Annotated in this window: 5 protein-coding genes; 1 reads left to right on the forward strand and 4 read right to left on the reverse strand. The window is 68.0% G+C overall.

Annotated features, from left to right (window positions below; translation table 11 throughout):
• Window positions 1–3: 3 nt before the first annotated feature.
• The 4 genes from G6N37_RS00330 to G6N37_RS00345 form a co-directional block, all read right to left on the reverse strand.
• On the reverse strand, window positions 4–5322 hold the full coding sequence (locus tag G6N37_RS00330) for a non-ribosomal peptide synthetase (RefSeq protein WP_163674324.1): 5319 nt from the start codon (window positions 5320–5322) through the stop codon (window positions 4–6).
• On the reverse strand, window positions 5315–13276 hold the full coding sequence (locus G6N37_RS00335; RefSeq protein ID WP_163674340.1) for a type I polyketide synthase: 7962 nt from the start codon (window positions 13274–13276) through the stop codon (window positions 5315–5317). Before G6N37_RS00335 ends, G6N37_RS00330 begins: the two co-directional genes overlap by 8 nt.
• 2 nt (window positions 13277–13278) lie before the next feature.
• On the reverse strand, window positions 13279–14322 hold the full coding sequence (locus G6N37_RS00340; protein ID WP_163674344.1) for an ABC transporter permease: 1044 nt from the start codon (window positions 14320–14322) through the stop codon (window positions 13279–13281).
• Window positions 14323–14813: 491 nt separating this feature from the next.
• Entirely contained in the window at window positions 14814–15302 is a 489-nt protein-coding gene (locus G6N37_RS00345; protein ID WP_163674347.1) for a glutathione peroxidase, read from the reverse strand.
• 212 nt (window positions 15303–15514) lie between these two features.
• On the opposite strand from G6N37_RS00345, the gene G6N37_RS00350 reads away from it, so the two are divergent.
• On the forward strand, window positions 15515–16189 hold the full coding sequence (locus tag G6N37_RS00350; protein WP_163674349.1) for a TetR/AcrR family transcriptional regulator: 675 nt from the start codon (window positions 15515–15517) through the stop codon (window positions 16187–16189).
• Window positions 16190–16258: the final 69 nt, after the last annotated feature.

The following is a 16258-nucleotide window of genomic DNA, read 5'->3' on the forward strand; positions in this document are numbered from 1 at the left end:
GCGTCAGAAGCGGTAGGTGGCGCAGCCGACCTGGACCCCCGAGCCGACCGTCACGATCAGCGCGATGTCGCCCGGCCGCACCAGCCCGCGCCGCCGGGCTTGTTCCAGCCCGTAGGGCAGGGACGAGGTGAACGGGTCGGCGGCCGACTCGTCATCGGCGAGGTCGACGAATCGCGATCTCGGAATGCCGATCTGGGCGCCCAGCTCGTCGAGCGCGGCCGGTGACAGATACGGCGGCAACACGACCGCGATGTCGGAGGGGTCAAGTCCCTCCAACGCCAAGAGTTCCTTGGCCGCGGAGGGGATACAGCTCAGATAGATGTCGGCGAGGTTGGGGTCGCGGTCGACCTGCAGCCGGGTCCGGCCGTCGCGGTCCTGTGTGTAGGTGGCAAGCGCCGCGCCGTACTCCGGGTGTTGCTCGAAGATGAAGCGGCCGAAGCCTTCCGTGCCGTCGCTTCGGCTGACCAGAACGGCCGAGCCGGTCTGGTTGATGCCAATTAGCGGATCGCCGCTTTCGGGGGTGTTGTTTTCTATCTCCGAGGCCACGACCATCGCATGTTCAACCTTTCCCGCCCCGATCATCACCGCGGCGACGTGGCAGGCGTTCAGGAAGCCGACTGCGCCGCCCAGGACGTCGAAGGCGAGGGTCTTGGGACCGTCCGGCGACTGCACGTCGCCGTTGATGCCGAGTTCGCCGGCGACGAGCGAGGCAACGGCCGGTTCGCTGAGGAAGTCGTCCCGGTAGACGCCGGCGTGAATGATCAGACCGACTGCCGCGCGATCAAGGCCGCTTTGGTCAAGGCACGCCGTCGCCGCTTGAACCGCGAACTGTATCGAGCTCGGAGCAGTCGATTGCGCTGCGGGAGCGATGCCCAGGCTGCCGATGCGCACGCGGGGCGTCGCCGGTACATCTCTGCGGGCGCTGGTCCGCATGCTGCGGCCGTGCTGGCCGCCGGCGCCTCGGCGCATCCGGTCGGGCAGGTCGTCGAAGGTGTACAGCGCGGCACCGACGGTCTGTCCGGAACCGGTGATGGAAAAGACCACGTTGTCTCCGGAGTTGATCCGGTTGCTGAGGATGTAGTCGTTCAGCGCGACGAAGTGTGTCGTGGTGGCGGTGTTCCCGCGCTCTGCCACGTTGTAGATGGTGTTTCCCCGGTGGGCTGCCCCTGGTCCGAACATCCGGTTGACGGCGACGACCGCGTCGTTGAGTGACGCCTCGGACGTCTGGTGCATCAAGAGGTGATCACAGGTCTCCGGGCGCCATCCGTGCCGTTGCATGACCGCAGCGACGTAGGGCACCGCGTGCTTGACTGCGATCGCGGTCTGGGTGACGGAGTCGGTGAGCATGATCGCGCCGCCATGCGGGGCCTCGGTCGCCTTGGCGATGCACAGTCTGCTGTAGCGACTGAGGGTGGTCATGTCGATGTCGTGGAAGCCGACCCGGTTGTTGGGCCCGCGCTCAAGGATCACCGCCGCGCCGGCGTCCCCGAGGGTCAGGCACGCAAGGCGGGGGTCCATCGGCCCCTCGATTTCCTTTTGCGCGGTCTCGGTGAGGTGGCTGATGTATTCGCCGCTGACCACCATGGCGCTCCGAACCAATCCGGTCTGCAGGAATGCGTCCGCCACGGTGATGCCGGTGAACATCCCGGCGCAGGCGTTGCTGATGTCGAAGGCCAATGCGTTGACGAGGCCGCATTGGTCGCGCAGCCGCGAGGAGGTGCTGGGCTCGAAGGTGAACCGGTGGCCGAGTCCGTCGCAGCGGGAGATGTTGCAGGCGATGATCAGGTCGATCTCCTCGCGCCGATAGCTGGACCGGGAGAGGCAGTCCTCCGCCGCCTTCCGCGCAAGGTCTATCGAGAACTCGTCCTGGCCGGCCACCCGCCGGTTCTTGATGCCGGTCAGGCGTTCCAGTGGTATGCGGATTTCGTTGGCGCACTCCGCCATGACCGTCTTGGTCGACACCGTTCGCGCCGGGAGGTACACGCCGAGGCTTTCGATCACCGTGTTTCGCTTATCCTCGGGTGTGGCTTGCACCGGATTCGCAGGGGCGGGCGCCGTCAGGTCCGCCTCGGCGGGGCTATCGCGCCGATCCGTTGCCTCGCCGGCGATCGGGCCGTATTCGGTGGCGAGCTCGGCGATCGTGCCGTAGACGAACATCGACTCCGGTCGCAGGGGCAGGCCCGCCGCGTTCGCCCGGACCGCCACTTCCAGGCTCTGGGTCGAGGCGCCGCCGAGGGCGAAGAAGTCGTCGTTGACGCCGACCCGTTCCAGACCCATTACCTCGCACCAGATCTCGGCCAGAACCTGTTCGGTGGGCGTGCGCGGAGCCACGAACACCGGCTCCTGCGGTCCCGATGCGCTGTCGGCTGCCATCAAGGCCTTGCGGTCCACCTTTCCGCTCGACGTGAGCGGCAGCGCGTCCGTCACCTCGAAGACCGCGGGCACCATGGCGGCGGGAAGCAAGTCAATCAGGAAGCGGCGCAACTCCGCCGTCGACGGCGCGCCGCCGCCGGCCGGCACGACATGCGCGACCAGGATGAGGTTTCCGCGGCTGTCGGTTCTGATCACCACCGCGTTCTCGGCCACCGCGGGGTGTTGCGCCAGCGCTGCCTCCACCTCGCCCGGCTCGATCCGGAAGCCGTGGATCTTGACCTGGAAGTCGATGCGCCCCAGGTAATCGATGTTGCCGTCGGGCAGATACCTGGTCAGGTCGCCGGTGCGGTAGAGCCGCTCACCCGGGTGCTCCGCGAAAGGATCGGCCACGAAGATGGCGGCGGTCAGGTCCGGCCGGTTGAGGTAGCCGCGGCCGAGCCCCACGCCGCCGATGTACAGCTCGCCGGGCACGCCGACCGGCACCGGTTGCAGGTGCGCGTCCAGGATGTAGGCGCGGATGTTGGCGATCGGTCGCCCGATCGGCACCAGCGTGCCGGATTCGCCTCGCGCGCAGTGAAAGTGGGTGACGTCGATCGCCGCCTCGGTGGGCCCGTAGAGGTTGTAGAGCTCGGCGTCCAGCGTGGCCAGGAAGTGGTCGCGCAGGTCGTACGGCAGCGCCTCGCCGCTGCAGAACACCTGGCGCAGTGCGGTGCACCCGGCCACCCCGGGCTCGGCGAGGAACCGGCGCATCATCGACGGCACGAAATGCATTGTGGTGACGCGCTGTTCGACGATGGTCCGAACCAGGTACGCGGCATCCTTGTGGCCCTCGGGTTTTGCTATGACCACCCGGGCGCCGACGATCAGGGGCCAGAAGAGCTCCCAGACGGATGGGTCGAAGCTCACCGGAGTCTTGTGCAGCACCCGGTCCTCGGGGGTCAGCCGGTAGGCGTCCTGCATCCACAACAGCCGGTTGCGGATCCCGGCGTGAGTGTTGAGCGTTCCCTTCGGCTTACCCGTGGAACCGGACGTGTGGATGACGTAGGCGAGGCTTGCCGGTGACGTCTCGGCGGTGGGGGCGGCGTCCTCGCCCGACGGTGCCGACGGCAGGTCCAGGCAGAGCCGGTGACCGGTGAAGCCGGGCGGCAGATGCACCAGATTGCTCTGGTGGGTGACGCAGACCGGCGCTTGCGGTACGTCGTCCAGCATCGTGGCCATGCGCTGCGCGGGCTGCGCCGAGTCGAGCGGCATGAAGGCGCCACCCGCCTTGAGGACGCCCAGCACCGCCACCACCAGGTCCTCGGAGCGGTCCAGCAGGACGGGCACGACGACCTCGGGGCCCACGCCGAGCTGCCGCAGCCGGTGTGCGAGACCGTTGGCCCGGCGGTCGAGCTCCGCATAGGTCAACTCGCGGTCACCACACGTCACCGCGACGGCATCCGGGGTGCGCACGACTGTGGCCGCGACCATCTCGTGCAAGCAGGCCGGGGCGTCATAGGCGGCCTCGGTTTGATTCCAGGCGCGCTGCTGACGGCGCTCCCCGTCGGTGAGCAGCGGCAGCTGCGAGACCCGCCGGCCGGGATCGGCGACGATACCGGCGAGGAGCGTGACAAAGTGCCCGGCCAGCCGCTCGATCGTCCCGGCCTCGAAGAGGTCGGTGTTGTACTGCAGGACACCGGACAGCTTCCCGTCGCGTTCGCCTATCTCCATCATCAGGTCGAACGGCGCGCCACCCTGCCCGACATGAAGCGTCTCGAGCGGCAGCCCCCCGCGTTGCGGGTCCGGGTCGTCGGAGAAGCGGCGCGTCTGTTCCCAGGCGAACGAGACCTGGAACAGTGGCGTGCGGCGCGGGTCGCGCACCGGCCGAAGCCGCTCGACGAGCAGCGCGAAGGGATAGTCCTGGTGTTCGAGGGCGCCCTGCACGGTGTCCTTGATGCGGCCGAGCAGGGCCATGAACGTCGGGTCGTCGTGCAGGTCGGCGCGCAGGGCGACCGGATTGGTGAGGTAGCCGACCAGATCCTCCAGCACGACCCGGTCGCGGCACGCGAAAGGTGAGCCGATGACCACCTCGCCCTGTCCGCTGTAGCGGTGCAGCAACGCGGCGTAGGCCGCCAGCAGCGTCATGTAGGGAGTCGCACCCACGCGTCGGCCCAGTTGAATGATCCCGGCCGTCACCGTGTCGTCGACGGTGAACCGGTGCACGGTGCCGGGGTAGGTCTGGACGGCCGGTCGCGGTCGGTCGGTGGGCAGTTGGAGGACCGGGAGTTCGCCGGCCAACTGCTCACGCCAATAGGTCCAGAGGTCGTCTCCTTCGGCACCCGCGAGCATGCGGGCCTGCTGGTCGGCGTAGTCGACGAAGCTTTCCGCGGGCGGCGGGGGTGGGGCCGCACCGTGCTCGGCGGCGTAGAGCAGGCGCAGCTCGTCGAGAATGACGTCGATGGACCAGAAGTCGACGGCGATGTGATGCAAACCCAAGAGCAATACATGTTCCTCGGGGGTGCGCTCCAGCAGCGTCAGCCGCAGCACCGGGCCGGTGTACAGGTCGAAAGGACGGTCGGTCTCCCGGCGGATCCACTCGTCGACCCCGGGCTCACCGGAACCGAGATGGTGCCTTGCGATGCGCACCGGCCAGTGCGGATGAACGAGTTGGACCGGTTGCCCGTCGCGCTCGGCGTACGTGGTCCGAAGCGTCGGATGCCGGTCGACGAGTGCCTGGGCCGCGCGTTCCAGCGCCGGCACATCGAGCTCGCCGCTGATCCGCCCGGCATACGTGACGTTGTAGGCGGCGCTGGCCGGTGCGAGTTTGTGGATGAACCACATGGATCGCTGTCCGTACGACATCGGATGCGCCGAGGCCGATTGCTCGGCTTCCGCCATCAGCAGCTGGGACAGCAGCGCGCGCTTTTTCTCGGGAGACAGACCGGAGATGTCGATGGACTTATCAGTCATCGCCGCCGTCCTTCACGGCGAGTTCTCGCGGGGTGTCCCTCTCGTCCAAGACCTGCTGGAGCAGTTCGTCCACGGCATCGTCGGAAAGCTCAGGCACACGGGTGAGCAGGTCGATCCCGCGTGACGGCGCGCCGTCCGTTCGCTGCGAGGTCGTGCGCTCCGGGGCGGCCTGCTGCGGCGCCGCCCCGTCGGGCGGCGTCGCGGGTGCGCCCGCCGCTACCGCAGGCAGATGTTCACGAAGCCATTCGGCGAGACCGGCCACGCTGGGTCCCTCCAGCAGCCGGGTGACCGGCACGACGACGCCCAGGTCGCGTTCGACCTGCATACGCAACTCCACCGTGATGAGCGAGTCGACGCCGAGGCTGTTCAGCGGTGTCTGTTTGTCCAGGTTCGCCGGCGCCAGACCGAGTTTGCCGGCGGCGAGCTCGCACAGGTAGGACTCGAGCAGCCGTTGGCGCTCCTCCGGTGTTGCGCCCTGCAGCGCGTCGTAAAGTCCACTTCCCGGCCCGGGCGCGGTCCCGCCTTGCGGCTTGTCACCCGAGGGTGCGACGCCAAGCTCCGCGAGCAGCGGCGGCTGCACGTCGGGTTGCCATCTCGACCAGTCGATGTCGAGGACCACCGCCTGCGTCGCCGACCGCGCCAGCAAGGACGACAGCGCCCGGAGGCTGTCGGCAGCGGGCATGGCCGACACGCCGTACTGGGCGAAGTAGCCCTGCAGCTCAGACCTGCTGAAGAAGCCGAGCTCGGCCCATGGCCCCCAGTTGACGCTCAACGCCGGGAGGCCTTCGGCGCGGCGGTGCCATGCCATCGCGTCCAGGAAGGCGTTTGCTGCCGCGTAGTTCGCCGCCCCGGGCGGGCCCAGCAAGGAAGCGGCCGACGAGAACAGCACGAAGAAGTCGAGTTCCGCGTCTCTGGTCAGCGTGTGCAGGTTCCAGGCGCCTTGAACCTTGGGCGCCATGACTTTGCGGAGTTTGCGCGCGTCGAGGCGTTGCAGAATGGCGTCGTCGGTGATCCCCGCCGCATGCACCACCCCGCGCAAGGGTGGCATCGACTCGGCGATCGACTCGAGCATGGCCGCAACATCGTCGGCTTCGGCGACGTCGCCCTGCGCGACGGTCACCTCGGTGCCCTCCGCGCGCAGGCCGTCCAGCGCCTTTTGCGCCTCCGCCGAGGCGCCGCCACGTCCCATCAGAACCAGGTGCCGGGCACCGTGCTCGGCCATCCATGCGGCCACCACGAGTCCCAGCGCACCGAGCCCGCCGGTGACCAGATAGGTGGCGTCTTCCTTGAAGGACGCGGTCTCGTTGGGCTCCGGCTCGTCGTATCGGGTCAGCCGCTCGACATAGCGGTGGCCGCCACGGAGCGCCACGTCGCCGTCGCGGTCATCGGCCCACACCTCGCGGAACAGGGCTTCGAGATCTTCCGGACCGCCGGCGGCGGACAGGTCGACACAGGTGCAGCCCAGTTCCGGGTGCTCATGGTCGATCGTGCGGGCCATTCCCCATACCGGAGCCTGCGCGATCGACACGGTTTCGGCCTCCGAGGCATCGGTCACCTGCGCCGCCCGCGTCACCAGCCACAGCCGCGGCGACGCCGACCAACCGGCCCCCGCCAGCGCTTGCACCAGATGCACGACGCTCACCGGGCCCAAAGTGGTTGCCGAATCCAGCGATTCGAGCGACGTGTCGGCCGGTGGCGCGGCCAGCAGGTCCCACAGGTGCACCACCCCGCGGCACGGCGGCCCGTCGTCGGTGAAGGCGTCTTCGAGCAGCTGTTTGAAGTGTTCGGGCCGCGCGGGGTCAAGGCGGTAACTGTCCGGGGTAAGACGCTCGAAGCCTCCGCCGGTCGGTGCCGGCTGGGCCAGCACGCACCGTTGAGAATGCGATTCGAGGTGCGTCCGGAGGGTGTCCGCTGCAGCCCCGCCGTCGCCCAGGATGAGCCAGCTGCCTGCTCCGTCCGGCCGGCTCGACCCGTTCCGCTCCGCCGCGCTGGATGTGGGCTGCCAGCGCAGCCGATACATCCGATCGCGCAGGCCCGCGACCTCGGTCGCGCCGGGGGCCTGCGGCAGCGGGCCGGAGCCGTTCGGGGTGATCGGCCCGACGTCCAGCCAGGAATGGACGCGCTGCCACGGGTACGTCGGTGCGGTCACGTAGTGGCTGCCCGGGGGGTACACCGCTTCCCAGGTGACCGGCTGGCCGAGGGTGTAGAGGGTGCCGAGCGATGTCAGCGCCGTCGCCCGTCCCCCGTCGTCACGCCGCATTGACGGCAGCGCGGCGCAACTCCGCCCCAGATCCTGGGCGTCCTCCCGGATCGAGGTCAAGAGAACGGGGTGCGGGCTGATCTCGATGACAGCGTCATGCCCGCCCTCGAGCAGCCGGCGCAGTGCGGGCGAGAAATGCACGGGCGAACGCAAATTCTCCGCCCAGTAATCGGGGTCGGCCAGGCGGTCGGTGAGCAGATCGCCGGTCACCGTGGAGTAAATGGGTATCGCCGGTGCGGTCGGCCGCAGTCCGGCGAGCCCGCCGCGCAGGGCGGGAGCCAACGCGTCCATCTGCGGGCTGTGGGCGGCTACGTCGACGTCGACCCACCGGCAGAACCGGTCGCGCTGCTGCAGCACCGCCATCAGCTTGGCCAAAACCTTTTGGTCCCCGGACAGCACCGTCGATCGGTGGCTGTTGCTGGCGGCGATCGAGACCTTGCGTTCCTGGCCGGCGATGAGCTCCTGCGCCTCGGCGAGGCTGAGCTCCGCCGCCATCATGGTTCCGCGGCCGCGCACCGTGCGGAGCATGAGCGCACGGAAGTGGATCACCCGCGCGGCGTCTTCGAGGCTCAGCGCACCGGCGACGTGCGCCGCCGCCACCTCACCCATGCTGTGCCCCACCACCGCGGTGGGCTCGACCCCCCATGAGCGCCATAGAGCGGCCAGCGCGACCTGCATGGCGAAGATCGCGGGTTGGATCAGGCTGATGTCGGTGAATTCCTCTTCCTCGGCCAGCAGCGTGAGCATTGATTGGCCGAGGTGGGGCTGGAGCGCGCGGTCGCACGCCGCCAAGGCGTCGCGGAACACCGGCTCCTCGGCTTGCAGTCGCCGCCCCATGCCGCGCCACTGTGAGCCCTGGCCGGGGAAGGCGAACACCACTCTGGGTCGCTGGCCGGTACGGCACTGTCCGACGGATAACCCGGGCCGCGACTGCCCGCGCCGGTAGGCGCCCAGGGACTCCGACATCGCGGTGGGGGAGTCTGCGACCACGGACAACCGATGCTCGTAGTGGCCGCGACGGGCACCGGCCGTGTAGCACAGGTCGGCCAGCCCCACCCCGGATGCCAGCGCCGACTCGTACCGGTCGGCCAGTGCGGCCAGGGCCTCGGGGGAGTGCGCGGAAAGCGGCAGCAACTCGGCGCGGTCCGGTGCTGTCGTGCCGGGTTCGGCCGCGGTCCGAACCTGCGGGGCTTCGGTGAGCACGGCGTGCGCGTTGGTGCCACCCATACCGAACGAGCTGACGCTGGCGACCGCGCGCCCGCCATTTGCCGGCCACGGGGTGAGGGTTCGCGCCACCCGCATCGGCAGGTCGTCGAAGGGGATCTCGGGGTTGGGCTCGACGAAGTTCAGACTCGGCGGAATCATCTTGTGCTGCAACGCCAACGCTACCTTGATGAGCCCGGCCACCCCGGCCGCCGCCTCCAGGTGGCCGATGTTGGTCTTGACCGAGCCGATCAGGCACGGGCTGTTTGGCGGACGGCCGTCTGCCAGGACGGTGCCCAGCGCGTTCGCCTCGATCGCGTCACCGAGGAACGTTCCGGTGCCGTGCGCCTCGACGTATTGGGCGGTGCCGGGCGACAGACCGGCGCGGCGGTAGGCCGCGGCCAGCACCGCCTCCTGCGATTGCCGGCTGGGTGCGATCAGCCCGTTCGTCCGGCCATCCTGGTTGATCGCGGTGCCACGGATCACCGCATAGATCGGGTCGTTGTCGGCCAGCGCCCGACTGAGTGGTTTGAGGACCACGATCCCGGCACCTTCACCGCGGACGTAGCCATCCGCGCCGGCGTCGAAAGTCTTGGAGCGGCCGTCGGGCGCCATCAGCCTGGCCTTGGTGAAGTTGATCATGAGCGCCGGCGACAGGATGACGTTCACGCCTCCGGCCAAGGCCAGCGAGCACTCGCCGTCCCGCAAGCTGCGGCAGGCCAGGTGCACGGCGACCAACGACGACGAGCAGGCGGTGTCGATGGCCATGCTCGGTCCGTGGAAGTCGTAGAAGTAGGACAGCCGGTTGGCGGCGATGCTCAACGCGTTTCCGGTACCGGTGTAGGCGTCGACGAGCTGCAGTTGGCCGGCCCGCAGATTTGCGTAGTCGGTGGTGGAGATGCCGACGAATACGCCGGTGTCGCTACCGGCAAGCCGCTCCGGCACCTGCCCGGCGTCTTCCAATGCCTCCCAAGCCACTTCGAGGATCAGGCGCTGCTGGGGGTCCATTTGCGCCGACTCCCTCGGCGAGATGCCGAAGAATCCGAAGTCGAACTTGTCGATCCCGGGCACGAAACCGGCCCGCCGGGTGACCGAGGTGCCCGGCACGGACGGGTCCGCGTCGTAGAAGGCGTCGGCGTCCCAGCGGTCCGGCGGTATCTCGCTGATCGCGTCCACGCCGTCCGAGAGTTCCCGCCAGAAGGCCGACGGCCCGTCGGCGCCCGGAAAACGGCAGCCGATGCCGATGATGGCGATCGGCTCGTCCGCGGCGCGTGCGCCACCGCCGTCACCGGCCGGTGCGGCGGTGCGGTCGCTGGCGGGGACCTCCTCGGCCAGATGGCGGGAGAGCAGGTCGATCGTGGGGTACTCGTAGGGGAGTGTGGGCGAAAGTTCGCGTCCGAGCCAGGATTCCAATGCGGCGGTCAGCCGGATGGCATGGACGGAATCGAGGCCGTAGTAGGCGAATGGACGGGATGGGTCGATATCCGTTGCGGGGATGCCGAGTTCACTGGAGAGCTGGGAGACGAACCAGTCCGCGAGTTCCGCGGCACTGCGCCCGGCGTGTTCCGGCGAAGCGGCCGTGGGATGGATCTCGAGCCGCGGTGCGCGCCATTGCGCGACCGCCTCGAGCTGGCCGTCGAGGAACTGCTGCCGGCAGGCGGACCGCTGGACCTTGCCGCTGGACGTCGTCGGAATCCGCAACGGCGCCAAGAGGATAACGGCGTCTACCTGAACCTCGTGGTGCTCGGTGATCGCGGTCCGGATCGCGTCGACGATTTCGTTGAGTTCGCCCGCACCGAGCTGTTGGTGGCTCACCTCCTGCACGACGACGAGCTGCTCGGCGGCGTCGGGTCCGGGAGCGATTGAGAAGACCGCACCCCGGCCGCGCAGCAGTGCCGGGTGACAGGCCTGCACGGTCAGCTCAATGTCCTCGGGGTAATGGTTGCTGCCGCGGATGATGATCAGATCCTTGCGGCGTCCCGTGACGAACAGCTCCCCGGACTGTAAGAATCCCAGGTCCCCGGTACGGAGGAACGGGCCGTCCCCGGTGCCCGCAAGGTGCGCTGAGAATGCCGCTTCGGTCTGTTCGGGCTTTTGCCAGTAACCCTGTGCAACGCTCGGCCCGGCGACCCAGATCTCGCCGACCTCGTCGGCCCCGCACGGCCGCCGGGTCTCGGGGTCGACGATGACGACCTGCTGGCCACCTTGGGGCCGACCGCAACCGACAAGCGTTGTAGCGCTGGGGTTTTCCGCAGTGACCTCCGCGACCCGGCGTTCGCGCAGTGCGATGCGATCGATGTGCCGAACCAACGGTACCTGGGCGTCCGACCCGCCGGAGACCAGCAGCGTCGCCTCCGCCAACCCATACACCGGATAGAACGCCTCCGGCCGAAAACCGGCCGGGGCGAACGCCTCGGCGAAACCCCGCAGGGTCGCGCCACGCACCGGCTCCGCACCGCACATGGCAATCGACCAGCTGGACAGATCGAGCGCCGCACGCTCTTCGGGGGTACTGAGTTCGACGCAGAGGTCGTAGGAGAAGTTGGGGGCGGCGGTGATCACGGCGCGGTGCCTCGACATCGCTTCCAGCCACCGCATGGGGCGCTTGATGAACGCGCCCGGCGGCATGAGGGCGGAAGTCCCCCCAACATAGAGGGTCTCGAGGATACCGCCGATGAGACCCATGTCGTGGTAGGGCGGCAGCCAGAACACACCGTGGGCGTTCGCGTCGAATCCCGCCTTCCACGTCCGCCGAATGGTTTCCAGATTGTGGACCAGGTTGCCGTGCGAGAGCACAACGCCTTTCGGTGTGGCCGTGGAGCCCGAGGTGTACTGCACCATGGCGATTGCGCCGGCGTCGATGTCTGGTGGAATCCACGGCCGGTCGTCGCCGGCCGTGTCGGTGACGGCCCAGCGCAACGGACGCCCCCTGACCAGACCGTCCACCGTGGGCTGGATCCTCGCGTGGATCTCGGTGGTGGACAGGGCGAAGCCGGGTTGCGCGTCCGCGATGATCGCCTCGACGCGCGGGACGAGGTGATCGCGTACCGGTGGATGCATCGGTACGGCGATGGCTCCGGCGTAAAGACACCCGAACAAGCCGGCGACGAAGTCCAGGCCCGGCGGGCACAGGACCAGGACGCGCTCGCCGGTGGCGCCCAGGCTCTGCAGGGTCGACGCGATTTGTCGAGCGTGGGCATCCAGTTGCTGATAGCTCAGCCGGCTGACGTCTTTCTCCTCGCCATCGCGAGAGTAGGTGAACGCGAGCTTGTCCCGGTAGCGTGCGGCCCGCTGCTGCAACTGCCCGACCAGCGTCGGCGCGGTGAGCGGCGGGTAATCCGCCATTTTCCAACCCGATTCGACGCGCGCACGCTCGGCATCGCTTTTGCCGGCGACGCCGGTCTCGCTTCCCCCGTCGGCCTTGGCCCGGCCACCCGTTTTGCGGACTCGTGTCATCAGCATTGCCCCGTCGTGGGGGTGGTTGGTTTCGCCATTTCCCTGCCTCACACCGCTTTTGGGGCTTTCGATGCCGGCGCCCTCGGAGTTGGTCTCGAGAAATCCGTGGAATCCCTCCACGGTGTAGCAGGTCACGATCGCGTCCGTGCGTGCACGCACCGTCGCCGAGCGGGCCATCTGGAACAACGGCTCGAGCTCGCCGACGTAGTCGCCGGCGGTGGCGACCTTGACCAGATCCTGCGTCCCGCTCGCCGATTCGCGGACGACTTCCAGTTCGCCGTCGGCGACGACGTAGATCAGGTCCCCAATGCTGCCTTGCTCGAACAGCTCCGAACCGCGTGGCAGACAGACGGTTTCGGGCTCGGAGTCGGTCGCGGTGACATCCGGCAGCAGCCTGACCACGTGGTCGGCGAACGGCAGGATCCGCGTGTCGTGGGTGGCGACCACGACGATGCGCTCACCGCTGGCCAACTCCCGGAGCAACCGCAGCACCCCTTGCACCTGGACTTGGTCCAAGTGGGCCGTGGGTTCGTCGGCCAAGATCAGCGGCGGGTCCAGCGCGATCGCGCGGGCCACCGCAACCCGTTCGCGCTCACCGCCGCTGAGGTCGCCGGGCCGGTGTGTCATGCGTTCGCGCAGACCGACGCGAGTCAGCAATTCCTCGGCGCGTTCGCGCGCCGCGCGCCGCGACCACCCGGCCGCCCACAGCGGCACCATCACGTTCTCCAGTGCGGTGAGGCTTGCCACCAGGTTGAATGATTGAAAGATGATGCCCACGGTGCTGCGCCGGTAAGTGGTCAGCCTGCGACGGTCCAGCGTCGTGACGTCGATGTCGCCGACCAGGATGCGCCCGCCGGTTGGGCTGAGGATGCCGCCGATACACGACAGCAATGAACTCTTCCCGCACCCACTGGGGCCCAACACGATCACCAGAGATCCGGCCTTGACTTCCAGGTCCAGACCGTCGATGACGCGGAGCGGCTGCCCACCGTTGGAGTACTCGACGACGAGATCGTCGATGCGCAGATCACCCACGACTATGACCCTCCGAACGCCAGCGCCGGGTCGACCGCCACCGCGCGCCGCACGCCGGCCAAGCTCGCCAGCAGACCGATCACCACCGCGGTCGCCACCAACGACAGGAAGGTCGAGGTGGTCACCACCACGAGCATCGGAAACAGCGGGCCGAGCACCACCGCCAGCAGCCCACCGAGGACCGCGGCGACCAACGCGACGAGCACTGCCTGTAGCGCGAGCCCGGTGAGCACCGAGTGGCTGGGGACGCCGAGGGCTTTGAACACCGCGAAGTCGCGGGTGCGCTCCAGCGCGGAGAGATAGATCAGCGATCCCACGATCATCGCCGCCACTCCCCACAGCAGAATTGCCATGTAGAACATCGCCAGGCGAGCCCCGTGCAGCGGGCGGACCATGTCGTCGATCGCAGCGCGGCGGTCCGCGGCGCGATAGCCGGAGGGTATTTGGGCGAGTGTGCCGCGCACACCGATGGCGGAGACCACCGGCTGCGCGGAAAACATCAACCGCTGCGCCCCCGCAACGGTCAGAAACGCATTGGGTTGGCCTGCGAGCGTGGTCGACTTGTCGACCAGCCCGACGATCCGCAGCATCTCCGAACCCATCTCGACGTCGCCACCAACGGGTCGCCCCAGCGTGTTCGACATGGCGACTTCACCGGGATTCGACGGTGCCCGCCCCGCAACGATCGGCGGCATCGCTTGGTCGGGCACGCCGTAGACGTTCACGTTTTGCGGCGAGCGCCGATCTTGCAGGATCGTGTTGCCATAGACCACCGGGATCGCCGATGCGACGCCCGGGAGCCGTGCGATCGCCTGTACTTCCGCCTCCGGGAACCTCGATGAACCCATGAACGGACCCACTGCGCCCGTCTGGATGAGGTAGGTGTCAATGCCCATCGAGTCGACCACACGCTGCGCCTCGACACGAAAACCGTGCGTCAGCCCGGTCAGGATGAGGGTCAGCGCAAATACCATTCCGGTGCCGACGGCCGCGATGATGAAGCGTCGCAGGCGCCACTGCATGTCCCGGAACGCGGTGATCAGCATTGGCGCGCACAGCCGTTTTCGCAGGTCACCAATAGATCCCACCCTCGACCTCCGATCTGAGTTCCTTGCAACAATGTCGGCTGGACGGTGGCTCGCGTAGAGCCGAAGGGCCTTTATCGGACATGACCTACGCCTCGTTTTCGCAGGCCAGGCGGGGCTCAACGTGGTTGAGCCGTTCTTGGGTCGCCCTGCGAGGCTGTCCGCATGTTTCGCCGCGCGATCAGGGCGAGTGACGCGTCGAAACGCCTTGGGCGAGAACATCGCCCGGTGTGGAGGGCTCGTTCAACTCGACGACCACCCGGGCGGAGCCCACTCCAGGGCGCGACGCTAAGCCGAGTGCCCTCAGCGGCTACCGTTGAATCGCTTGGCATTACCGGCGCGGGAAGGCGACTCTCATAACGAGTTACCCGGCTCCCATGAGGAAAATCCTGCCCCCGCTACCAGGTAGAACGGCGGCCCGGAACTACTGTGGGGGCTGTTTTCGTGCCCGCCTAGCGGGGCAGCACGGCCTCGATGGCGCTGATGACCTCCGGGGCGTCGGGCTCGGTGCGGGGCCGAAATCGGTGAACCACCTCACCGCCGGGTGCGATGAGGAACTTCTCGAAGTTCCACTGGATGTCTCCCGCCTCGCCGGCGGAATCGGCGGCTTTGGTCAGCTCGGCGTAGAGCGGGTGCCGGTCGGCGCCGTTGACGTCGGTCTTCGCCAGCAGCGGGAACGTCACCCCGTAGGTCGTCGAACAGAACTCTCCGATCTCCTGGGCCGTGCCCGGCTCCTGGCCCATGAACTGGTTGCAGGGGACGCCGACGACCGTGAGGCCGCGGTCACCATAGTCCTTCGCCAGTTTCTCCAGCGCCGTGTACTGCGGGGTCAGTCCGCACTTGGAGGCCACGTTCACGACCAGCGTTGCGCCGTCGGACAATTCGGCCAGCGTGGTGGGCCGGCCATCGAGGGTGGCCAGTGGGATGTCTTTGAGAGTCACGCCGACGACGCTAACGCAATGTGGCCAGAACCACCGAGAGTCGGCTCAACTGCCGCCACCCGTTCGGGTAGTGAGATGAAAAGTAGGGGTGGACACCTCGCTAACCTGCGGCGTCAGCGGTTACCGTTGAATCGCTTGGGTTCTAGCTGGGTGGGAGGGGACTTGTCGGTATTTCAGCCGGTCGTGGCGTTGCCCGGCGGAATAACTTAGCCGTGGCGAGCCCCTCGGCCGACACGACTCGGCGCCAGATCATTCGGGCCGCCGCGCATCAGTTCGCGCGGCGGCCCTATCACGAGGTCGGTCTCGACGACATTCTCGCCGAGGCCCGGCTGACCAAAGGTGCGCTGTATTTCCATTTCAACTCGAAATACGCGTTGGCGCTCGCGGTCATCGACGAGCAGACCGCCGCGGCGACCGACTCCGTGCAAGACCTGCTGACGCGGGGGCTGTCCGGCTTGGAGACCCTCATCGACTTCTCGTTTCTGGTGGCCGTGCAGGACATCAGGTCGGATCTGTTCAGGGCGGCGTTGAACCTGATCGAGTCGGTGGGGCAATCGGAAGGGCGGCATCGGATTTTGTTCGGCCAGTGGATCAAAGCCTTGGCCGCAGTCGTCGAGCAAGCCATCGGTGAGGGCGACATCTCCGAAGGCTGTGCCCCCGAGGGCCTGGGACGGATGATGTTGTCCGTGCACATGGGGCTCCGAAAGACGAGCAGCCTGGACGACCCGCAGCGATTCTTGTACGACCTGCAGAAGTGCTGGACCCTGCTGATGAGCGGAATTCTGCAGCCCGACCGCCACGAGTACTTCGAGCAATTCCTCCGGCGGCGTACCGCGCTTGCCGTGCAGAAGACGCCGGTGCTGCGTAGCGGGAGCGCGGTCGGTTAGGCGATCGGATCGCCGTCGCGGCGCCCGCCGATCACGGTCGAGCTTCCGCGCCGATTGGATTGGTGTACC

The sequence above is a fragment of the Mycobacterium seoulense genome (assembly GCF_010731595.1).
GTDB lineage: Bacteria > Actinomycetota > Actinomycetes > Mycobacteriales > Mycobacteriaceae > Mycobacterium > Mycobacterium seoulense.

Excerpts from the sequence above, each read along its gene's own strand:
- G6N37_RS00330 (WP_163674324.1), bottom strand. The coding sequence starts at position 5,322 with ATGACTGATAAGTCCATCGACATCTCCGGTCTGTCTCCCGAGAAAAAG.
- G6N37_RS00340 (WP_163674344.1), bottom strand. The coding sequence starts at position 14,322 with ATGCTGATCACCGCGTTCCGGGACATGCAGTGGCGCCTGCGACGCTTC.